At 71.6% G+C, this 19,462-nt stretch carries 18 protein-coding genes; 7 read left to right on the top strand and 11 right to left on the bottom strand.

Annotated features, from left to right (window positions below; genetic code table 11):
- Positions 1–269 precede the first annotated feature (269 nt).
- Both VQ03_RS17515 and putA read right to left on the bottom strand, forming a co-directional pair.
- A complete protein-coding gene (locus VQ03_RS17515; RefSeq protein WP_048452179.1) occupies positions 270–536 on the bottom strand; it encodes a hypothetical protein in 267 nt (88 codons plus the stop codon).
- Positions 537–996: 460 nt separating this feature from the next.
- Positions 997–4,086, bottom strand: coding sequence for a bifunctional proline dehydrogenase/L-glutamate gamma-semialdehyde dehydrogenase PutA (gene putA / locus VQ03_RS17510; RefSeq protein ID WP_048452178.1), 3,090 nt, complete (start codon positions 4,084–4,086; stop codon positions 997–999).
- Between the two features lie 123 nt (positions 4,087–4,209).
- Here putA and VQ03_RS17505 point away from each other — a divergent pair, with 123 nt between their 5' ends.
- Entirely contained in the window at positions 4,210–4,674 is a 465-nt protein-coding gene (locus tag VQ03_RS17505) for an Lrp/AsnC ligand binding domain-containing protein (protein WP_048452177.1), read from the top strand.
- A 148-nt stretch (positions 4,675–4,822) separates the two neighbouring features.
- The gene (locus tag VQ03_RS17500; protein WP_048452176.1) at positions 4,823–5,125 is read left to right on the top strand and encodes a hypothetical protein; all 303 of its coding nucleotides are present in this window, start codon (positions 4,823–4,825) and stop codon (positions 5,123–5,125) included.
- A gap of 139 nt (positions 5,126–5,264) precedes the next feature.
- Here VQ03_RS17500 and cysK read toward each other — a convergent pair whose 3' ends face one another.
- Positions 5,265–6,245 carry a cysteine synthase A gene (gene cysK, locus VQ03_RS17495; protein WP_048452175.1) on the bottom strand — a complete coding sequence of 327 codons (981 nt, stop codon included), beginning with the start codon at positions 6,243–6,245 and terminating at the stop codon, positions 5,265–5,267.
- A 390-nt stretch (positions 6,246–6,635) separates the two neighbouring features.
- Between cysK and VQ03_RS17490 the strand changes: the two genes are divergently transcribed.
- On the top strand, positions 6,636–8,015 hold the full coding sequence (locus tag VQ03_RS17490; protein WP_083468063.1) for an NAD(P)/FAD-dependent oxidoreductase: 1,380 nt from the start codon (positions 6,636–6,638) through the stop codon (positions 8,013–8,015).
- A gap of 31 nt (positions 8,016–8,046) precedes the next feature.
- Here VQ03_RS17490 and VQ03_RS17485 read toward each other — a convergent pair whose 3' ends face one another.
- Positions 8,047–9,498 (bottom strand): NAD(P)-binding domain-containing protein, encoded by a 1,452-nt coding sequence (locus VQ03_RS17485; protein ID WP_048452174.1) that lies wholly within the window; start codon positions 9,496–9,498, stop codon positions 8,047–8,049.
- A gap of 39 nt (positions 9,499–9,537) precedes the next feature.
- On the opposite strand from VQ03_RS17485, the gene VQ03_RS17480 reads away from it, so the two are divergent.
- The 3 genes from VQ03_RS17480 to VQ03_RS17470 all read left to right on the top strand — a co-directional run bounded on the left by VQ03_RS17480 (position 9,538) and on the right by VQ03_RS17470 (position 12,615).
- The gene (locus VQ03_RS17480; protein ID WP_048452183.1) at positions 9,538–10,170 is read left to right on the top strand and encodes a 2-hydroxychromene-2-carboxylate isomerase; all 633 of its coding nucleotides are present in this window, start codon (positions 9,538–9,540) and stop codon (positions 10,168–10,170) included.
- Between the two features lie 104 nt (positions 10,171–10,274).
- A complete protein-coding gene (locus VQ03_RS17475) occupies positions 10,275–11,690 on the top strand; it encodes a M20 family metallopeptidase (RefSeq protein WP_048452173.1) in 1,416 nt (471 codons plus the stop codon).
- Positions 11,691–12,129: 439 nt separating this feature from the next.
- Complete coding sequence (locus VQ03_RS17470; protein ID WP_048452172.1) at positions 12,130–12,615, top strand: hypothetical protein; 486 nt, start codon at positions 12,130–12,132, stop codon at positions 12,613–12,615.
- A 67-nt stretch (positions 12,616–12,682) separates the two neighbouring features.
- On the opposite strand, the gene VQ03_RS17465 is transcribed toward VQ03_RS17470, so the two are convergent.
- Together VQ03_RS17465 and VQ03_RS17460 are read right to left on the bottom strand one after the other, a co-directional pair.
- Positions 12,683–12,946 carry a GNAT family N-acetyltransferase gene (locus tag VQ03_RS17465; RefSeq protein WP_048452171.1) on the bottom strand — a complete coding sequence of 88 codons (264 nt, stop codon included), beginning with the start codon at positions 12,944–12,946 and terminating at the stop codon, positions 12,683–12,685.
- A gap of 270 nt (positions 12,947–13,216) precedes the next feature.
- A complete protein-coding gene (locus tag VQ03_RS17460) occupies positions 13,217–13,420 on the bottom strand; it encodes a hypothetical protein (protein ID WP_048452170.1) in 204 nt (67 codons plus the stop codon).
- Positions 13,421–13,717: 297 nt separating this feature from the next.
- On the opposite strand from VQ03_RS17460, the gene VQ03_RS17455 reads away from it, so the two are divergent.
- Complete coding sequence (locus VQ03_RS17455; protein WP_245292113.1) at positions 13,718–14,470, top strand: GntR family transcriptional regulator; 753 nt, start codon at positions 13,718–13,720, stop codon at positions 14,468–14,470.
- Positions 14,471–14,632: 162 nt separating this feature from the next.
- Here VQ03_RS17455 and VQ03_RS17450 read toward each other — a convergent pair whose 3' ends face one another.
- The 5 genes from VQ03_RS17450 to VQ03_RS17430 all read right to left on the bottom strand — a co-directional run bounded on the left by VQ03_RS17450 (position 14,633) and on the right by VQ03_RS17430 (position 19,338).
- Positions 14,633–14,944: a DUF1330 domain-containing protein gene (locus tag VQ03_RS17450; RefSeq protein ID WP_048452168.1), complete on the bottom strand. Its 312-nt coding sequence runs from the start codon at positions 14,942–14,944 to the stop codon at positions 14,633–14,635.
- A gap of 136 nt (positions 14,945–15,080) precedes the next feature.
- Entirely contained in the window at positions 15,081–15,791 is a 711-nt protein-coding gene (gene pyrF / locus VQ03_RS17445) for an orotidine-5'-phosphate decarboxylase (protein WP_048452167.1), read from the bottom strand.
- A gap of 56 nt (positions 15,792–15,847) precedes the next feature.
- The gene (locus tag VQ03_RS17440; RefSeq protein ID WP_083468064.1) at positions 15,848–16,534 is read right to left on the bottom strand and encodes a uracil-DNA glycosylase family protein; all 687 of its coding nucleotides are present in this window, start codon (positions 16,532–16,534) and stop codon (positions 15,848–15,850) included.
- A 130-nt stretch (positions 16,535–16,664) separates the two neighbouring features.
- Positions 16,665–18,869, bottom strand: a complete 2,205-nt coding sequence (locus VQ03_RS17435) for a xanthine dehydrogenase family protein molybdopterin-binding subunit (RefSeq protein ID WP_048452165.1) — start codon at positions 18,867–18,869, stop codon at positions 16,665–16,667.
- Positions 18,870–18,882: 13 nt separating this feature from the next.
- Entirely contained in the window at positions 18,883–19,338 is a 456-nt protein-coding gene (locus VQ03_RS17430; protein ID WP_048452164.1) for a (2Fe-2S)-binding protein, read from the bottom strand.
- Positions 19,339–19,462 lie beyond the last annotated feature (124 nt).

Here is a 19,462-nt window from a genome sequence, read left to right as displayed (position 1 = left end):
TCGGGTTGGCGGCGATTTCCGGGTATGCTCACGGTTCCGGCAGGGGTGTGTATTTCGGGTGACGGTGGGGAGATGCGCACCCGACGCGAGAAGGACCGCCCGGGGGCGGTCCTCTGTCGGTGTTACATGTTGATCAGGGCGTTGGCGGTGCCGACCACCGTCATGGCGAGGCCGCCGGCGAGCACACCGATCATGCCGTAGGACACGGCGCGCAGAAGCTTCATCTCGCTCATCGTCCGTCTCTCTTCGCTGGTGCCATCACCCCCGGTTCAGCAGCGGTAGCCGCCGGAGGTCTGGCCGTACTGCTTGACCGGGAAGTTCTGCTGCTTGGCGTTGCCCTCGGAGGCCGAGCTCATCGGACAGGAGCCGTAGAACGGCACGCTGGTATTGGCGCGGCCGCCGACCGAGCCGGTGGTCTCGACGTCGCGCGGCCAGAACGGGCTGGCGGGGGAGTTCGCGCCGAAGGCCATGGCCGACGAGAGCGGGGCAACGCCAAGGGCAAGCGCGGTGAGGGCGGTGGCGATACGGGTTTTCATTTGATATTAATCCTTATTGATGGTGGACGACTGTGTCGCCGACCTGTGTTTTTCTCGATGATTTGAATATAGGGCGTCGAGAACCGACGCGACGTGTTCTCGCGCACGCGACACGACGGAATAAATATCTGGAAAGCGGGGCAGGACTTGTGGGGCCTGGGCGGTTCACGGCCTCGTGGCACGCGCTCCCTCTCGGGCATCATCCCTGCCCCGAGGTGTGGCGGGGTGATCGCAAGGGGTGGGGCGGTCGAGCCGGTCGGCCGATCTCTGGTCCTGCCGACAGGGTTCAAGCTCTCCAAGCATCCCGCTCTCCAAGCATCCCGCTCTCCAAGCATCCCGCTCTCCAAGGATCCCGCTCTCCAAGCATCCCGGGACCGCCCAACGGAGCCCGTGATGCCTGGAGGATGTCAGTGCGGTCGGGGCAGGCCACCCGCTCCCGGAGCGGCCCGAGTTCCGGCCCTCACCCCTCCATCGCGATCAACGCCGCATCGCCCCCCGCCGCCGCGGTGTTGATCGTCACGGTCTGCTCGGTGGCGAAGCGGGTGAGGTAGTGCGGCCCGCCGGCCTTCGGGCCGGTGCCGGAGAGCCCGTGGCCGCCGAAGGGCTGCACGCCCACCACCGCGCCGATCATGTTGCGGTTGACGTAGACGTTGCCGGTGGCAAGACGCGAGACCACCCGCTCCACCGTGGCGTCGATGCGGGAATGGATCCCGAGGGTCAGGCCGTAGCCGGTGCCTTCGATCCGGTCGAGCACCCGGTCGAGATCGGCGGCGTGATAGCGGGCGACGTGCAGGATCGGCCCGAACACTTCGTCCGTCAGGGCCTCGGGGCCGGCGATCTCGTAGATCTGCGGCGCCACGAAATGGCCCTCGCCCGGGACCTCGCCGGCGTAATGCGTCGTCGCCGCGCGGCGCATCGCGGCGCCGTGGCGGTCGAGGCGGGTGCGGGCCTCGGCGTCGATCACCGGGCCGACATGGGTCGCCGGGTCGCGCGGATCGCCGAGCCGCAATTCCCGCGCGGCGCCCGCCACCATGCCGATCACCTTGTCGGCCACGTCCTCCTGCACCAGCAGCAGGCGCAGGGCCGAGCAGCGCTGGCCGGCCGAGCGGAAGGCGGAGGTCACCACGTCGTCGGCGACCTGCTCGGGGAGAGCGGTGGCGTCGACCAGCATGGCGTTGATGCCGCCGGTCTCGGCGATCAGCGGCACGATCGGGCCGTCCTTGGCGGCCAGCGCCCGGTTGATGTGGCGGGCCACCTCGGTCGAGCCGGTGAAGACGACCCCGGCCACGTCCCGATGCGCCACCAGGGCCGCCCCGACCGCGCCGTCGCCCGGCACGAGGTGGAGGGCGCTGGGGGCGATGCCGGCCCGGTGCATGAGGCGCACGGCCTCGGCCGCGACCAGCGGCGTCTGCTCGGCGGGCTTGGCCACCACCGAATTGCCGGCCATCAGCGCCGCGGCGACCTGGCCGACGAAGATCGCCAGCGGAAAGTTCCACGGCGAGATCGCCACGAACACCCCGCGGCTGCGCAAGGAGAGGCGGTTGCTCTCGCCGGTCGGGCCCGGCAATCCTTGAGGCGCGCCGAAGAGCTTCCGGCCTTGCGCGGCGTAGTAGCGGCAGAAATCCACCGCCTCGCGCAGCTCCGCCACCGCGTCGTCGAGGGTCTTGCCGGCCTCGGCCTGGAGCAGGTGGATCAGCCGGCCGCGCGAGGCCTCCATCGCGTCGGCGGCCCGCTCCAGGGCGGCGGCACGCCGCTCCGCTGGGACCTTGCCCCAGGCGATCGCGCCCTTGCGGGCGGCGAGCATTGCTGCGGCGGCGGTCTCGGGTGTGGCCTCGGTGACGCTGCCGACGACCGTCCGGGCATCGCTCGGGCTCACCACGGCGCGCCGCGTGCCTCCTTGCGCGACGCCGTCGATCACCGACGCGGCCTCGGCCGGGGCGCGGGCGGCGGCGACGCCCTCCGTCAGGCGCTCCAGGGCGGCGCGGTCGCCGAACTCGACCCCGGCGGAGTTGATCCGCTCCGGCGCGAACATCTCGGCGGGACGGCGGAGCTTCGGGTGCCGGGCCCGGTCGGGATTGCCGACGCTCTCGGCCGGGCGGCGCAGCAGGCTCTCCACCGGCACCGCCGGGTCGGCGGCCTGCGAGACGAAGGAGGAGTTGGCGCCGTTCTCGAGAAGCCGCCGCACCAGGTAGGCGAGGAGGTCGCGGTGGCCGCCGACCGGCGCATAGGTGCGGCAGGCCGCGCCCGGCACGGCGGCGAGGAGGCGGGCGTAGAGCGCCTCGCCCATGCCGTGCAGGCGCTGGAACTCGTAAGTTCCGCCTTCCGGCCCCGCCCGCTCGACGATGGCCGCGACGGTGAGCGCGTTGTGGGTGGCGAATTGCGGGAAGAGCCGCGGCCGGTGGGCCAGCATCCGCTCGGCCGCCGCCAGGTAGCTCAGGTCCGTCATGCTCTTGCGGGTGAAGACCGGGTAGTCGGGCAGGCCCCGCTCCTGCGCCCGCTTCACCTCGGTGTCCCAGTAGGCGCCCTTGACGAGGCGCACCATCAGCCGGCGGTCCAGGCGGGCGGCCAGATCCGCGACGTGGTCGATCACCGCGAGGCAGCGCTTCTGGTAGGCCTGGACCGCGAGGCCGAACCCGTCCCAAGCCGCGAGCGACGGATCGCCCAGGACTGCCGCGATCACGTCGAGGGAGAGTTCGAGCCGGTCCGCCTCCTCGGCATCGACCGTGAAGTTGAGGTCGTAGCTCTTTGCCGCCTGGGCGAGGCTCAGGAGCACCGGCACCAGCTCCGCCATCACCCGGTCGCGGCCGACCGCCTCGTAGCGCGGATGCAAGGCCGAGAGCTTGACCGAGATGCCCGGCCGGTCCGGCAGCGGCTTGTTGCCGGCGGCGCGCCCGATCGCCTCGATGGCGGCGGCGTAGGACGCCGCGTAGGCCCGCGCATCCTCCGCCGTGCGGGCGCCCTCGCCGAGCATGTCGAAGGAGTAGCGGTAGAGCCGGCCCTGGCCGCTCGCCGAGCGCTTGAGCGCCGCCTCGATCGTCTCGCCGAGCACGAAATGCCCGCCCATCACCCGCATCGCCTGGCGGGCGGCCTGGCGCACGGCCGGCAGGCCCAGGCGCTTGGCGAGGCCGGCCAGGATGCCCTCCGGGGTGTCGCCGGGCTGGATGATCCGGGCCGAGAGGCCGAGCGCCCAGGCCGAGGAGCGCACCAGCAGCGCCTCGGAGCGGGTGGCGTGCTGCTCGAACCCGCCGAAGCGCAGCTTGTCCTCGATCAGCCGGTCGGCGGTGGCGGCGTCCGGCACCCGCAGCAGGGCCTCGGCCAGCACCATCAGGGCCAGCCCCTCCTTGGTGGAAAGCGAATACTCGCGCAGCATCGCCTCGACGCCGCCGAGACCCCCGCTCTCCTGCCGGATCGCCCCGACGAGGTCGCGGGCCAGCGCATCGACCTTCGCCTCGCGCTCGGGAGGCAGGGAGCCCCGCTCCAGGAAGAGGCGGGCGAGGGCGGCGTCGTCGGCAGCAAAGGGCGCGTGGAAGACGGGGAGGGGGGCAGGCATCGTGGCGGTCCGGGCGAGGCGCTTGAACGATCCTCAGCTTATGAGCCCTTTCGCCGCGCTTCGATGGCGCTTATCGCCGGTTTGCCGCAGGATCGGCGGCGAAACGAGGATTTGGTAGAGATAATGACGGACGAGCTCGACCGGGTCGACCGGCAGATCCTCAAGATTCTCCAGCGCGAGGGGCGCATCCCGAACGTGGAACTCGCCGAGCGGGTCGGGCTGTCGCCCACCGCCACCGGCGAGCGGCTGCGCCGGCTGCAGAAGGACGGGGTGATCACCGGCTTCGGGGCGCGGCTCGACCCGCATCTCCTGGGCCTCAACCTGCTCGTCTTCGTGGAAGTGTCGCTCGACAAGACCACGCCCGATGCCTTCGCGCGGTTCGCGGCGGCCGTGCGCCGCGCGCCGGAGGTGCTGGAGTGCCACATGGTCGGTGGCGGGTTCGACTACCTGGTCAAGGCCCGGGTCGCCGACATGCCGGCCTATCGGCGCTTCCTCGGCGAGGGATTGCTGTCGCTGCCGGGGGTCAACAATACCCGCACCTACGCGGTGATGGAGGAGGTGAAGAGCGACGGGGTGCTGCCGCTTTAATCCCGCATTCCATGCGCCCGGCGCATGATCCGGCTGCGACATATCGGAGCTTTGCAGCGGCTGCGGAGTTGGCAGAGAGCGCAACGTGTCGCAGTCTCGCCGTCACCAAGCCGCCGAAGAGCGGCCCGACGCGAACGGAGGTACGCCGATGGTCAATCCGAACCGCCTCGTCAAATCCGCCTGGATCGCCGCGGAGGTTTCCCGCGAGAAGTCCGAGAAAGTCCTGGTGGTCGAGGCCTATATCGCGGTCTCTCCGCTGGAGAGTGGCTACGATGCTGGCCGCTACGGCCGCCTGGTCGAGGATGTGCGCCGCATCCTGGCCGAGAATCCTGATATCGACCGCGCTTCGATCTTGAGCGTCCACCGCGAGTCGCGCTGCGCGGCCCTGTTCCGCCGGGGCGCCTGCGAGGACGAGCGCCACGAGGAGCGCCGGCCCGAACTGGTGGCGTGAGACGCCGTTCGCATTCATCGACGGAGGGGGCATCCTCCGTCGTCATCCCGGGCTCCGCTGCGCGGCCTCGGGATGACGGTGAGAGGGATCGATAGACAAAGCAGGAGGCGGGGCCCGGGAGGCCCCACCCCTCAAAGCCTCACAGGCCCTCGAACAGGGCCGACGAGATGTAGCGCTCGGCGAAGGAGCAGGCGACCGTCACGATCCGCTTGCCCTTGAACTCCGGCCGGGCCGCGATCTCGAGGGCCGCCGCGACGTTGCCGCCGGTCGAGATGCCGCCGGGGATGCCCTCGATCCGGGCGAGCAGCCGGGCGGTGTCGAAGGCGGTCTGGTTGGAGACCGTCACCACCTCGTCGATCACGCCGCGGTCGAGCACGTTCGGCACGAAGCCGGCGCCGATGCCCTGGATCTTGTGCGGGCCGGGCTGGCCGCCGGACAGGACCGGGGAATCCTCCGGCTCGACCGCGACCACGCGGAGGTTCGGCAGGCGCGGCTTGATCACCTGGCCGACGCCCGTGATGGTGCCGCCGGTGCCGACGCCCGCCACGAAGGCGTCGAGCTGGCCTTGCGTGTCGTTCCAGATCTCCTCCGCGGTGGTCTTGCGGTGGATCTCGGGGTTGGCCGGGTTGTTGAACTGCTGGGGCATGATCGCGCCCGGGATCTCCTTCAGGAGCTCCTCGGCCTTGGCGATCGCGCCCTTCATGCCCTGCGGGCCGGGGGTGAGGGCGAGCTCGGCCCCGAGATAGGCCAGCATCTTGCGCCGCTCGAGCGACATCGTCTCGGGCATGACCAGGATCAGCCGGTAGCCCCGGGCGGCGGCCACGAAGGCCAGCGCGATGCCGGTATTGCCGGAGGTCGGCTCGACCAGGGTGCCGCCGGGATTCAGGACGCCGGAGGCCTCCATGGCGTCGATCATGTTGACGCCGATACGGTCCTTCACCGAGGCGATCGGGTTGAAGAACTCGAGCTTCAGCAGGATCTCGGCATCGATCCCGCGCTCCTTGGCGAGGCGGTTGAGGCGCACCAGCGGGGTGTTGCCGATGGTCTCGGTGATCGACTCGTAGACCCGGCCGTGACCGATCCGGCGGCCGGTCTCCGAGGTGGCGGTGGCGTCGGCCATGGTGTGTCTCTCCCTCAAGGGTGCGTCGTCCGCCGCACGCGTAGCGGAAATCCCGCGAGCCGTCGAGGTATGCTGATTTATACGGAATTTGTCTGTGGAATATACACTGTTGCAGTATTAAGACCGTACCCGGCGCAGGCCGGAAAGATGCCGTTTCCCCCGGGCCGACCGGCAGCGTCCACGGCTGCCATGCGGCAGCCGCAGGGGGGCCCCAAAAGGAGGGGGCTACATGAAGGGGGCTTCCACGCCCTCGCCAGTGTCGTAACCTTGGGTCAGAATGTCGCTTCGGCAAGTCCCGTTTCAGCAAGTCCCGCTTCGGCGAATCCCGATCCGGCCGGTCCCGTCATGGTGGGTCCCGGTCGAGCCGCCGCAGCCGCCCGAGAGAGTCGCATGTCCGAGATCCTGCACCGCACCACTCTCGAACCCGCCCCTGTCGCCGGGCCGCCCGCGTCGTCGCCTTCGGAAGCGGGCCCCCACCGGGTGGTGATCGTCGGCGGCGGCTTCGGCGGGCTCACCACGGCCCGGGGCCTCGGCGGCGCCGAGGGGATCGCCGTCACGCTGATCGACCGGCGCAACCATCACCTGTTCCAGCCGCTGCTCTACCAGGTGGCGACCGCCGTGATCGCGCCGGGCGAGATCGCCGAGCCGATCCGGGCGATCCTGCGCTGGGACCGCAATGTCAGCGTGCTGATGGGCGAGGTCGTGGGCGTCGACACGGACACGCGCGCGGTGCAGCTCCGCGACGGCACCCGCATCCCCTACGACACGCTGGTCCTCGCGACGGGCGCCACCCACAGCTATTTCGGCCACCCGGAATGGGAGCGCTACGCCCCCGGCCTCAAGACCCTCGACGATGCGCGCCGGATCCGGGCCCGGGTGCTGCTCGCCTTCGAGGCGGCCGAGCGCGAGGACGATCCGGCCGCCCGCGACCGGCTGCTCACCTTCGCGGTGATCGGCGGCGGGCCGACCGGGGTCGAGATGGCCGGGGCCATCGCGGGCCTCGCCCACCACGCCCTGTCGAAGGATTTCCGCCGCATCGACCCGAGGAAGGCCCGGATCCTGCTGATCGAGGCGGCGCCGCGGGTGCTCGGCACCTTCACGGAGGACCTCTCGGCCTATGCCCGGCAGTCGCTGGAGCGCCTCGGGGTCACCGTGCTGACCGAGCACGCCGTGGAGGACGTGTCGGAGGAGGGAATCACCGTCAAGGGCAAGCTGATCCCGGCCGCCACGGTCGTCTGGGGCGCGGGCGTGCGCGCCTCGCCGGCGGGGGAATGGCTCGGGGTCGAGACGACGCGCACGGGCCACGTGCCGGTCGGGCCGGATCTCGCGGTGATCGGCCGCCCGGGGGTCTATGCGCTGGGCGACCTCGCCATGGCCAAGGCCGAGGACGGCAAGCCCCTGCCGGGCCTCGCCCAGGTGGCCGACCAGCAGGGCCGCTATCTCGGCCGCGCCTTGCGTGACCGCATCCTGCACGGCAAGGCGCCCAAGCCCTTCCGCTTCCGCAGCCGCGGCAACCTGGCGATCATCGGGCACAATTCCGGCGTGGTGCAGTGGGACCACGTCAAGCTCAAGGGGTTCCTCGCCTGGCTGGTCTGGGGCGTGGCCCACGTCTACCTGCTGGTCGGCTTCCACAACCGCCTCGTCGTGACCTTGCGCTGGCTCTGGGCCTATTTGAGCTTCCAGCGCGGCGCCCGGCTGATCTCCGAGCGCGACGAGGCCGTGATGGCGCTGATCCGCGGCACGCCGCCGGGCCGGATCCCCCCGCCCTGACCCGGCGGGCGAGGCCGGGCCGGGCGGCGCATCACCGCTCGTCCCGCGGCACGAAGAACGGCGTCGGCTCCAGCTCCGCATCCTCGTGCGCGACCATGCGGGGGAGATGCGCGTCGGCCTGCGCGACGAAGAGGTCGCGCACCAGGGCCTGGGCCAGCCGCGTCGCCCCGATGCCGAGGCCCGGGATGTCGCCGGCCAGCGCGCCGTGGCTGAGGGTGACGCCCCAGTTGAAGACGTGCAGCAGGTTCAGCTCGGGCAACTGGCCGGGCACCCGCTCCAGCATCTGCATGCCGTCGCCGAGATAGGGGAAGCGGGCGGCCTCGGGGTGCGCCGCGGCCTCGGCCGGGGAGACCCGCTCGCCCCAGGTCAGGATCGCGTCGCGGAACGCGTCGAGTTCCGGCCGCCGGGTCAGGTCGATGTCGAAGCCGACCGCCACCACGGCGGCGTCGACCGGGTGGCGTCCCTTCGCCGTCTCGATCACCAGCCCCCCGGGCGCCTCCGCGATCCCGCTCCAGCCCTCGTCGAAGCGCACCGCGAAGTTCGGGTGGCGGGTGCAGCGCAGGACCGATTCGTGCGGCGGCGGCGTGCCCTCGCCCATCATGTACGTGGTGAAGGCCCAGCGCCGCGCGTCGTCGAGGGCGGCGTAGCCGCGCAGGAAGCCCGGGAAGGCGGCCCATTTCGACTTGTTGACCTGCGGAAAGCGCGAGCGGCGCACGAACAGCGTGACCTCGGCGGCGCCGGCCTCCAGGGCCGTGGCGGCGTTGTCGATCGCCGAGGCCGAGGCGCCGAGCACCGCGACCCGGCCGCCGCGGAACCGGGCGAAGTCGATCGGGTCGGAGGAGTGGAAGAGGCGGCCCTCGCCGCCCGTCGCGAAAGCCGGCATCCGCCGCCCGCCCGAGCCGTCGCGCCCGCAGGCCAGCACCACCTTGCGGGCAAAGAGCGTCTCGGGGCCGGCGGGACCCTCGATCGCGGCACCGATCAGCCCGCCCGCCGGCCAGAGCCGCAGGAGGCGGGTGTCGTTCTCCACCGGCACGCCGACGGTGTCGCGCACGAACAGGAGGTAGCGCAGCCAGTCGAGCCGCGGGATCTTGTAGAGGTCGCGCCAGCCCGCTTCCCCGGCTTGCGCCTCCCACCAGGCCCGGAAGGTGAGGGAGGGGATGCCGAGGTCCGGACCCGTGAGGTGCTTGGGCGAGCGCAGGGTCTCCATCCGGGCGAAGGTGCCCCACGGCCCTTCCGCGCCCCGGGGCGCCTGGTCGATGACCCGGAGGTTCGACACGCCCTCGCGCAGGAGCGCGAAGGCGGCGGTCTGGCCGCACATGCCGGCGCCCACCACCAGCACGTCGAGGGCGGGGCGTCCGTCCGGGCCCTCGACCGGCAGGGTCCAGGAGGCGGGCGGGTGGTTCAGGCGGGCGAGATCGCGCCGCACCTCGGCGCCGAGCGCCGTCAGACCCTTCACGGCCGCGCTCTCCTGGTCGATATCCATGCCCGTCCCTTCCATGCCCGTCCCTTTTTGGAGGCCCCGATGGTCGAATTGTCCTGCTTCTACAGCCTGTCCTCGCCCTGGGCCTATCTCGGGGGCCCGAAGCTCCAGGATATCGTGCGCCGCCACCGCGCCCGGCTGGTGCTGAAGCCGTTCGACTTCCAGGAGGTGGTGCCGAAGACCGGCGGCGTGCCGATCCGGACCCGGCCGCAGCCGCGTCGCGATTATCATGCCGTCGAGCTCGCCCGCTGGAGCGACTATCTCGGCCTCCCGCTCAACGTGACGCCCCGTCACTACCCGATGCAGAACCCGGCGCCGAACTGGAACAAGCATGCCGGCTGGACCGTCATCGCCGCGCAAGCAGCCGGGCTCGATGCGTTCCGCCTCTCGCACGCGATCCTGCGGGCGCTGTGGGCCGAGGAGCGCGACATCGCCGACCCGGCCGTGCGCCAGGCCATCGCGGACGAGAACGGCTACGACGGCGCCGCCCTGGTGGCGGCCGAGGGCAGCGAGGCCGTCCAGGCGGAGTACCGCCGCAACGGCGAGGAGGCGGAAAGCCTCTGCGTGTTCGGCTCGCCCACCCTCGTGCTCGACGGCGAGCTGTTCTGGGGCCAGGACCGGCTCGACTTCGTCGACCGGGCGCTGGCACGGCGGGCGGTCCGGGCCAGGGGCTGACGGCGCGCAGGTCAGGGCCGAGCCGGGCGCATGGCGCCCGGCCCCCATCGTGCGACAAGGAGCGGGGGGCAGGAACGAACAAGGCCCCGGACGCGCGAGGAAACATGCACAACAGCGAGGCGATCTGGCGGCACGTCGAGGAGCACGCGGCGGCGTTCGTCGCCCTCTCCGACCGGGTCTGGGAGATGCCGGAGCTCAACTTCCAGGAAGTGCGCTCGGCGGCCGAGCACAGCGCGATGCTGCGGGCCCAGGGCTTCCGGGTGACGGAAGCGGTCGGCGGCATCCCGACCGCCATGATGGGCGAGGCGGGGGAGGGCGGCCCGGTCATCGCGATCCTGGGCGAGTACGACGCGCTGCCGGGCCTGAGCCAGGAGGCGGGCGTGGCCGAGCACCGGCCCCGGCCGGGCGAGGGCGCCGGCCATGGCTGCGGCCACAACCTGCTCGGCGCCGGCGCACTGCTCGCCGCCACCGCCGTCAAGGACTGGCTCGCCGCGGAAGGGCTGCCGGGGCGCGTGCGCTACTACGGCTGCCCGGCGGAAGAAGGCGGGGCCGCCAAGACCTTCATGGTGCGCGACGGCGTCTTTTCCGACGTCGACGTGGCGATCACCTGGCATCCGGGCCCGTTCGTGGCGATCTGGGAGCCGGTCTCCCTGGCGATCCAACTCCTCGACTTCACCTTCGCCGGCAAGGCCTCGCACGCGGCCGCCGCACCGCATCTCGGACGCTCGGCCCTCGACGCGGTCGAGCTGATGAATGTCGGCGTCAACTACATGCGCGAGCACATGCCGAGCGACGCGCGGGTGCACTATGCCTATCTCGATGCGGGCGGCATCGCCCCCAACGTCGTCCAGGCCGGCGCCACCGTGCGCTACCTCGTGCGCGCCGCCGACCTCCCCGGCCTCCTCGACCTCGCAGCCCGGGTGGAGAGGATCGCGCAAGGCGCCGCGCTGATGACCGAGACCACGGTGGCGAGCCGGGTGGTGAGCGCGATGTCGAACCTGCTCGCGAACCCGCCGCTGGAGCAGGCGCTCCACGCCAACCTGATGCGGCTGGGCCCTCCGCCCTTCGATGCCGGGGACCGCGCCTTCGCGGAGGTGATCCGGGCGACGCTGACCCGGGAGGACATCGTCTCGGCCCATCGCCGCTTCGGCGTGCCGGTGACCGACGCGCCGCTCTGCGACACGATCGTGCCGCTCGGCGCAATCGGCGAGCGGATGATGGGCTCGACCGATGTCGGCGACGTGAGCTGGGCGGTGCCGACCGTCCAGGCCCGCGGCGCCACCTACGCCATCGGCACCCCCGGCCATTCCTGGCAGATGACCGCCCAGGGCAAGACCCCGGCGGCGCACAAGGGCATGATCCACGTCGCCAAGGCGATGGCCGGAACCGCGGTCGACGTCCTGCGCGACCCCGACCTGCTCGCCCGCGCCAAGGCCGACCACGCCGAGCGACTGGCCCGCACGCCCTATGTCAGCCCGCTGCCGGCGGGGCTCGCTCCGCCGCTCGATATGGCGGGGTAACCCTCGGCGGGGTAACCCTCGGCGGGGTGACCGTCCCGGCGCTTGCCTTTCCGCCGACGGCGGGGAGGAGGGACGCTGCGTCCAGACGCTCCATGTCGGGCCCTACGACGCCGAGGGCCCGATCCTGAGGACGCGTCACGACGAATTCCCGCCGGCCCAAGGCCTGCGGGAGACGGGGCTGCACCACGAGATCGACCTGAGCGCCCCGCGCCGGATCGCGGCGGCGAGGCTCAGGACGATCCTGCGCCAGCCCGTCGCGCCGGCCGCGTAGCGACAGCACCCGGCAATCCCCCGGATTTCGCCGGTTGCATCAAATCCGACGGATGCGCCTCACCAGGAGGCCAGATCTCCGTCCGCACGGTCGCCCCAGATCGAAGCGACCGTCTCGGTGGCGGCACCCGCACCGAAGGCTGCGTCGCTCGCGAGAACGGAGCAGGTCATGATCGTCACGGGCGCATCCCTCCTCGGGCAGATCCTCACGAACCGGACGTCGTCCGGCCTTCTCTTCGCCCATGCCGCCGTCCCGGCCGAGCCTTTGCCGCCGGACAAGACCGGATCGGCACCGGCGTCGGCGCCCGTGACGATGTCGCTCTCGACACTCGACGCATTGTTCGCGCTGCAAGTGTCGCCGCGCGGCACCGGCGGGGCCGGGGCTCCCGCCGACATTCCCACGCGGATGATCGCCCCGTCGTCGGGCGCCGACGCCGGCTCGCTCCGGGCGGTCAAGACCCGCACGGGCGGTCGGACCGTCGTGGATCCCGATCTGGTGCGTGCGATCGCCGCGGCACTCGACAGCCGGAAGAGCAAGGGGGACGGCACAGGCCCGACGGTCATGAGCCAGGGGGCGGCCGGCTCGCTGCAAACATCCGTGTCTCGCGAGAGCAGCCTGAGGGATGCTCTGGAACTGGCGGGACGGGCGCAGTGATCGATCGGCCGTGCGCAGCGACAGGCCTTCCCGCTCCGGTCGCCGTCTCTGCGCCATCGATGGCGCGTCAACTCACCAGGTCGCTGTGCTCTCGGTGGCGGCGCAGCCACGCGGCCGCGTAGCCGCAGAGTGGCCGGATCCGCACGCCTTCCGCCCGGGCGGCCTCGGCCACGCCCTGCATCAGGCGGTCGGCGGTCCCGGTGCCGCGAAGCGCCGGCGGCGCATAGACATAGGCGATGACGAGGGTGCCCGGCTGGCGGCGGTAATCGGCGTAGGCGACCTCGCCGTCCACCTCGAGTTCGAACCGGCTCCGCTCGGGATTGTCGCGCATGGGAGTGTCCGTGGGGCTTTCTTCAAGGCTTCCCGGCTTCGATGTGTGGGAGCAAAGGGCGAGGGCCGGGGGCGGTTCCAGCCTGACCGCGTGAGCCAACGTCGTCGCCGCGATCGATACTGGCTGTCACGGCCGGGCGACGCCTCATAGCAACGGCCTAAGATGCTGACGCATCAGACCGTTGACCCATCTCGAATTTTCGACACCAAGCCAGACGCTTGGCGAAAACTCGAGAACGGAACCAAAGGTCGTTTTCAACGACCGTTGGTATCACTCCTTCGGCACCAGCCGCCCGGCAAAGGTCAGGCACAGGCAGGCCGCCCCCAGCACGAATTCCCAGCGGCGGATGTCGCCGCCGATCGACACGACCACGGCCTGGCCGATCAGCACCACCCCGACCAGGGGTGGCACCACCGTGAGGAGGAGGCGCAGGATCCTGCGCCAGCCCCGACCCGACGATCCGCGCGTCGCCATCGCCGGCTCAGCGCCTGATGCCGGCGGCCGGGCGGCCGTTCGGGATGGGCCGGTCATGACAGTCGATCATCCGCCGCTCCGTCCGCCGCTCCGGGGTACATCGTGAACCCTGACCCGGAGGTGGCACCCGCTCCGGCCCGGTCAAGCCGCGCCCGGCGCAGGGCAGGTCCTAGCCCCGCACGAAGGAAAGCCCGGCCGCAGCACGGGGGAGTTGCATACCTGATATATCAGGCTAGGCTGTGCCGCAGGGAGGCCCTCCGGGACCGGCGCGACGACAACGCGCCGCGGGTGAGGGGCATGACAATGGACGCCATCCGCACGAGCCCGCGCAAGGCGCAGAACCGCATGCCGAGCCGCGACACCGAGCGGCCGCCGACGGCCTCCGCGGTGATCCGGCAGGAGCTGCGCGCCCGCATCGCCTCCTTGGAGATGTGCCCGGGCGACCCGATCAACGAGAAGGAACTGGCGCGCCAGTACGGCGTCAGCCGCACGCCGGTGCACGAGGCGGTGCTGAAGCTCGCCGAGGAAGGCCTGGTCGCGATCTTCCCGCAATCGGGGACCTTCGTGGCCCTGATCCCCTATGCCGACCTGCCCGAGGCGATCATCATCCGTCGCTCCCTCGAGGAGACGAGCGCGCGGCTCGCCGCCGAGCGGGGCGGGGCGGCGGGGCTGGCGGCGATCGACCGGGCGATGGCGGTCCTGGCGGCGACCTGCGAGGGCGACCCCGAGGCGTTCCATCAGGCCGACGAGGCGTTCCACGCCGGCGTCGCCCAGGCCGCCGGCTATCCGGGCATCTGGCGCCAGGTCCAGCAGGTGAAGGTGCAGGTCGACCGGTTCCGGCGCCTCACCCTGCCGCAGGCCGGCCGCTTCACCCGCGTCGTCGACGAGCACGGCGCGGTGCGCGACGCCATCGCGTCCCGCGACCCGGAAGAGGCGGCGCGCCGGATGGGCGCGCATGTCGGTGGCCTGCTCGCCGATCTCGGCGACATCGCCGACCTCAACCCCGATTATTTCGACGGCATCGGGCCGGCGATCCGATCGCAGCTTTGACTGCCGCGCCGGACGGGACGAGCCCGTCGCGAAGCCGGGACGCGCGAACGGATCGTCGGCGGGGCAAGGCCGGAGATGGGCCCGCCCTGCCGACCGCGCGGGCGGGCGGCCCCTTCGGCGGATGTGCCGAAGAGATGCCCGGATCGGATCAGGCGGCGCGCCTCATCCCTCGCCGGGCTGGACCCCGTCATAGCCCTCGATCACGATCAGATCGATCTCGGCGCCGCCCTCCTGCTTGGCGCGGGCGGCCTGGTACTCGGGCGAGTTCCAGCAGGCCAGCGCCTGGTCGTAGCTCGGGAACTCGATCACCACGTTGCGCGCGCGGCTCGATCCGAGCACCGCCTCGAAAGAGCCGCCGCGCACCAGGAAGCGCCCGCCGAACTTGGCGAAGGCGGCGCCGTTGGCCGCGACGTAGTTCTTGTAGGCCTCGGGCTTCGAGACATCGACGCGGCCGACCCAGTATCCCTTCGCCATGCGGCTCCTCCCATTTTTGTCAGGCTTCGCGGTTCTAAGCAGACTTGCGGTGGCAAGCCAACGCTTCGTCCGCTCAGGTTCTTGTTTGGTCGCAGATTTTTGTCGCAAAACCGGCGACCACTTTTGCGAAATCTGCTTAGAGCGCTGCCGCCATCTCGTCGACGATGCGGCGGGCGACGTCGCGCGGGTCGGCGGCCCCGGTGATGGGCCGGCCGACCACGACGTGGTCGACCCCGGCCCGCATCGCCTCGGCGGGGGTCACGACCCGCTTCTGGTCGCCGGTCGCGGCGCCGGCCGGCCGGATGCCCGGGGTGACGATCAGCCGGTCGGGCCCGACGATGGCCCGCACCTGCGCGGCCTCGGCCGCCGAGCAGACGATGCCGTCGATGCCGATCGCCTTGGCGGCGGCGGCCCGCACGGCGACGAGGTCGGCGACCGTCAGCGCGTAGCCGGCCTCCCGCGCATCGGCGTCGTCGTAGGAGGTGAGCACCGTGACGCCGAGGATCTTCAGGCCGGTCCCCGCCTTGTCGCGCCCCGCTGCCGCCGCCCGCATGGTCTGCGGATAGGCGTGCACCGTGAGGAAGGTGGCGCCGATCCCGGCGAGCGACTGCACCCCCTCCTCGACGGTGTTGCCGATGTCGTGGAGCTTGAGGTCGAGGAAGACCTTGCGCCCGCCCCGGACCAGCCGCTCGGCGAGGGGCAGGCCGCCGGCATAGCCGAGGCGGTAGCCGATCTTGTAGAAGCTCGCGGCGTCGCCGATCCGGTCGATCAGGCGCTCGGCCTCGTCGGTGCTCGCCATGTCGAGGGCGACGATCAGGCGGTCGCGGGGGCTGATGGGCTCGGGCAAGGGACCTCCGATGCGGTCGAAACTCTATGCACCCATCATGGGACTGCGCTCCGGAATCAAGCCCGCCCGGCCAGCCGCGCCACCTCCATCCGCAGTACCGGCAACAGCTCCGCCTCGAACCACGGATGTTTCCTGAGCCACGGCGTGTTGCGCCAGGACGGGTGCGGCAGCGGCAGCAGGCGCGGCCGCTGAGGCTCCGAGAAGATCTCGCGCCAGCGCGCCACCGTGCCGGTGAGGCCGCCGGGCTGGCGGCCGAGATGCCAGGCCTGCGCGTATTGCCCGATCAGCAGGATCAGCTCGAGGTCAGGCAGCCCGGCGAGCAGGGGCGCGCGCCAGGTCTCGGCGCATTCGCGCCGCGGCGGCAGGTCGCCGCCCTTGGCGTCGTGGCCGGGAAAGCAGGCGCCCATCGGCACGATCGCCACCAGGTCGGGATCGTAGAAGGCCGGCTCGTCGAGGCCGAGCCAGGCACGCAGGCGCGTGCCCGAGGGATCCTGGAACGGCCGCCCGCTCTGGAAGGCCCTGTTGCCCGGCGCTTGGCTGGCGATGCAGATCCGGGCGCGGGAGGTGCCCTGCACGATCGGCCGCGGCTCGACCGGGAGCGGTGGGCCGTGAAACGGCGCGTCGCGGCACAGCCGGCAGGCGCGCACCCGCTCGGCGGTCGCGGCGAAGTCCGGCGCGGATGAAAAAAGGGTGCGGCTCGCGCCGCACCCTGAAGTCGTCTCGGGTCCAAAACTGGAAGTCATGCCCTTCATATAGGGCGGGGGTTAAGGGTGTGGTGCGCGATCACACGCCCCGGAGCGCCGCAGGGCGCGATCACACGCCACGAAGCGCCGCAGGGCGCGATCACACGCCACGAAGCGCCGCAGGGCGCGATCACACGCCACGAAGCGCCGTGAGATCGAGGGGCAGCGAGCGCAGCCGCTGCCCGGTGGCGGCGAACACCGCGTTCGAGATCGCCGGACCTAAGACCGGCACGCCGGGCTCGCCGATGCCGGTGGGGGCGGCGGCCGAGGGCACGATGTGGACCTCGACCTTCGGCATCTCGCTCATCCGGGTCGGCTCGTAGGCGTCGAAGTTCTTCTCCTGCACCTCGCCGTCCTTGAAGGTGATCTTGTTGCGCAGGACCGCCGAGAGCGCGAAGCCGACCGCGCCCTCGACCTGGGCCCGGATGATGTCCGGGTTCACCGCCACGCCGACATCGACCGCCGCGACGATGCGGTTCACCTTCACCTTGCCGGCCTCCGCCGAAACGTCGGCCACCATCGCCACGTAGGAGCCGAACGACTCGTGCGCGGCGACGCCGTAGCCGCGTCCCGGCTTCGTCTCGCGGGCGCTCCAGCCCGCCTTCTCGGCGGCCAGCGCGAGGGCGGCGGAGAGCCGGGGCGCTTGGCGGAGCAGGCCGAGGCGGTAGGCCACCGGATCCTGGCCCGCCGCATGGGCGAGCTCGTCGATGAACACCTCCATCGCCTGCGCGGTGTGCGAGTGCCCGACCGAGCGCCACCACAGGACCGGCACGCCCTCGCGGGCATTGTGGACCTCGAACCGGTAGGCCGGCAGGGCGTAGGGGGTGTCGGAGGCGCCCTCGACCGTGGTCGCGTCGACCCCGTCCTTCACCATCATTGCCTCGAGGGCGGTGCCGATGATGATCGACTTGCCGACGATGCGGTGCTCCCACCCCGTGATCGCCCCCTTGGCATCGAGACCGGCGCGGATGCGGTGATAGGCGGCCGGGCGGTAATAGCCGCCGGTGATGTCGTCCTCGCGGGTCCAGACGAGGTGGATCGGGGCCTTCTCGCCGGTGGCCTTCAGGATCGCGGCGGCCTCCGCGATGTAGTCGGCGGACGCCGTGGCGCGCCGGCCGAAGGAGCCGCCGGCCCATAGGGTGGTGATGCGGACCTTGTCGGCGGTGGTGCCGAGGATGCCGGCCGCCACCGCCTGCTCGATCGTCTGGAACTGCGAGCCGGCATAGATGTCGTAGGAGCCGTCCGCCGCCCGCTCGATCGTGGCGTTGAGCGGCTCCATCGGGGCGTGGGCCAGGTAGGGGAAGCTGAACTCCGCCTCCAGCACCTTGGCCGCGCCCTTGATGGCGCCGGCGGCGTCGCCGCTCTTCGAGGCGACGAGGCCCGGCTTGTCGGCCATCGCCTTGTAGGCGGCCGTTTGCGATTCCGTGGATTGCCGCTCGGCGCCGGCATCGTCCCAGGTGAGTTTCAGGGCCTCGCGGCCCTTCATCGCCGACCAGGTGTCACGCGCCACCACCGCGACGCCGCTCGGGATCCGCACGACCTGCACGACACCCGGCACCGCCCTGGCGGCCGCATCGTCCACGCTCTTCAGCGTCGCGCCGAAGCGGGGCGCCCGGGCGACGAGGGCCGTGAGCTGGCCCGGCCGGCGCACGTCGAGGGCGTATTGGGCGCTGCCGTCGGTCTTCGCGTTCGAATCGAGCCGGGGCAGCTTCGTGCCGATCAGCCGGAAGGCGGAGGGGTCCTTCAGCGTCGGGTTCTCGGGGATCGGCTGCAATGCGGCCTTGGCCGCGAAGGCACCGAACCGGGCCTCCTTGCCGCTCGCATGGCGCAGCACGCCCTTCTCGACCGTGATCTCGCCCGCCGGAACCGTCCACTCCTCGGCGGCCGCGGCGACCAGCATCGCGCGGGCGGCAGCCCCCGCCTTGCGCAGCTGGATCCAGGAATTCGCCACCGCGGTCGAGCCGCCGGTGCCCTGGATCGGCCCGAAGGCGAGGTTGTTGTAGAGGCTGGCATCGGCCGGGGCGAAGACGGCGCGCATCTGTGCCCAGTCGGCGTCGAGCTCCTCGGCCACGATGGTGGCGAGGCCGGTCGTGTTGCCCTGGCCCATATCGAGGTGCTTGATCACCACCGACACGGTGTCGTCGGCGGCGATGCGCACGAAGGCGTTCGGCTTGGCCGGGGCCTTGGACAGGTCGGGGCCGCCCGCGGCCCGCGTGCCTCTGGGATCGAGGGTGAGCCCGATCACCAGGGCGCCGCCGGCGGCGGCGGTGCCGCGCAGGAAGGCGCGGCGGGACGAGGTGCCGGCGTCGCGGTCTTTGAGTCTGTGGTTCAGCATGGCGGCGTCCCGGTCAGGCGAGGGAGCGGGCGGCGTCGTGGATCGCCGCGCGGATGCGCTGGTAGGTGCCGCAGCGGCAGACGTTGCCGTCCATGGCGGCGTCGATGTCGGCGTCGCTCGGCTTCCTGTTCTCGGTGAGCAGGCCGATCGCCGACATCATCTGGCCCGACTGGCAGTAGCCGCACTGCACCACGTCCAGCTGGCGCCACGCGGTTCGCACCGCCTCGGCCACCGGACCCGAGATCCCCTCGATCGTGGTGATCTTCGCATCGCCGACATCGCCGAGACGGGTCTGGCAGGAGCGCACCGGCTGCCCGTCGAGATGGACCGTGCAGGCGCCGCACTGCGCGATGCCGCAGCCATACTTGGTGCCGGTGAGGTTGAGGTGGTCGCGGATCGCCCAGAGGAGCGGCATCTCGGGATCGGCGTCGACCTCGTAGGTCCGGCCGTTGAGGGTGAGCTTCGTCATCGTGCGCTTCCGACGAGAGGCTGGAATGGTTCCAGTCCTGCTTGTGTGCGGCTGCTCCTGCATCCTCGGCAAGCATGGCCGATGTGCGCCAGCGCACCCGGTCTCGCGTGCCGCAGCGGCAGGG

This window comes from Methylobacterium tarhaniae (genome assembly GCF_001043955.1).
Taxonomy (GTDB): Bacteria; Pseudomonadota; Alphaproteobacteria; order Rhizobiales; family Beijerinckiaceae; genus Methylobacterium; species Methylobacterium tarhaniae.
Note: the sequence above shows the minus strand (reverse complement) of the source record. Positions and strands in the feature narration are given on the sequence as shown.

Excerpts from the sequence above, each read along its gene's own strand:
- VQ03_RS17505 (WP_048452177.1), top strand. The coding sequence starts at position 4,210 with ATGACGGACGAGCTCGACCGGGTCGACCGGCAGATCCTCAAGATTCTC.
- VQ03_RS17475 (WP_048452173.1), top strand. The coding sequence starts at position 10,275 with ATGCACAACAGCGAGGCGATCTGGCGGCACGTCGAGGAGCACGCGGCG.
- VQ03_RS17470 (WP_048452172.1), top strand. The coding sequence starts at position 12,130 with ATGATCGTCACGGGCGCATCCCTCCTCGGGCAGATCCTCACGAACCGG.
- VQ03_RS17465 (WP_048452171.1), bottom strand. The coding sequence starts at position 12,946 with ATGCGCGACAATCCCGAGCGGAGCCGGTTCGAACTCGAGGTGGACGGC.
- VQ03_RS17480 (WP_048452183.1), top strand. The coding sequence starts at position 9,538 with ATGGTCGAATTGTCCTGCTTCTACAGCCTGTCCTCGCCCTGGGCCTAT.
- VQ03_RS17430 (WP_048452164.1), bottom strand. The coding sequence starts at position 19,338 with ATGACGAAGCTCACCCTCAACGGCCGGACCTACGAGGTCGACGCCGAT.
- VQ03_RS17500 (WP_048452176.1), top strand. The coding sequence starts at position 4,823 with ATGGTCAATCCGAACCGCCTCGTCAAATCCGCCTGGATCGCCGCGGAG.
- VQ03_RS17455 (WP_245292113.1), top strand. The coding sequence starts at position 13,718 with ATGACAATGGACGCCATCCGCACGAGCCCGCGCAAGGCGCAGAACCGC.
- VQ03_RS17440 (WP_083468064.1), bottom strand. The coding sequence starts at position 16,534 with ATGACTTCCAGTTTTGGACCCGAGACGACTTCAGGGTGCGGCGCGAGC.
- VQ03_RS17485 (WP_048452174.1), bottom strand. The coding sequence starts at position 9,498 with ATGGATATCGACCAGGAGAGCGCGGCCGTGAAGGGTCTGACGGCGCTC.
- VQ03_RS17450 (WP_048452168.1), bottom strand. The coding sequence starts at position 14,944 with ATGGCGAAGGGATACTGGGTCGGCCGCGTCGATGTCTCGAAGCCCGAG.
- cysK (WP_048452175.1), bottom strand. The coding sequence starts at position 6,245 with ATGGCCGACGCCACCGCCACCTCGGAGACCGGCCGCCGGATCGGTCAC.
- VQ03_RS17490 (WP_083468063.1), top strand. The coding sequence starts at position 6,636 with ATGTCCGAGATCCTGCACCGCACCACTCTCGAACCCGCCCCTGTCGCC.
- VQ03_RS17460 (WP_048452170.1), bottom strand. The coding sequence starts at position 13,420 with ATGGCGACGCGCGGATCGTCGGGTCGGGGCTGGCGCAGGATCCTGCGC.
- VQ03_RS17515 (WP_048452179.1), bottom strand. The coding sequence starts at position 536 with ATGAAAACCCGTATCGCCACCGCCCTCACCGCGCTTGCCCTTGGCGTT.
- VQ03_RS17435 (WP_048452165.1), bottom strand. The coding sequence starts at position 18,869 with ATGCTGAACCACAGACTCAAAGACCGCGACGCCGGCACCTCGTCCCGC.
- putA (WP_048452178.1), bottom strand. The coding sequence starts at position 4,086 with ATGCCTGCCCCCCTCCCCGTCTTCCACGCGCCCTTTGCTGCCGACGAC.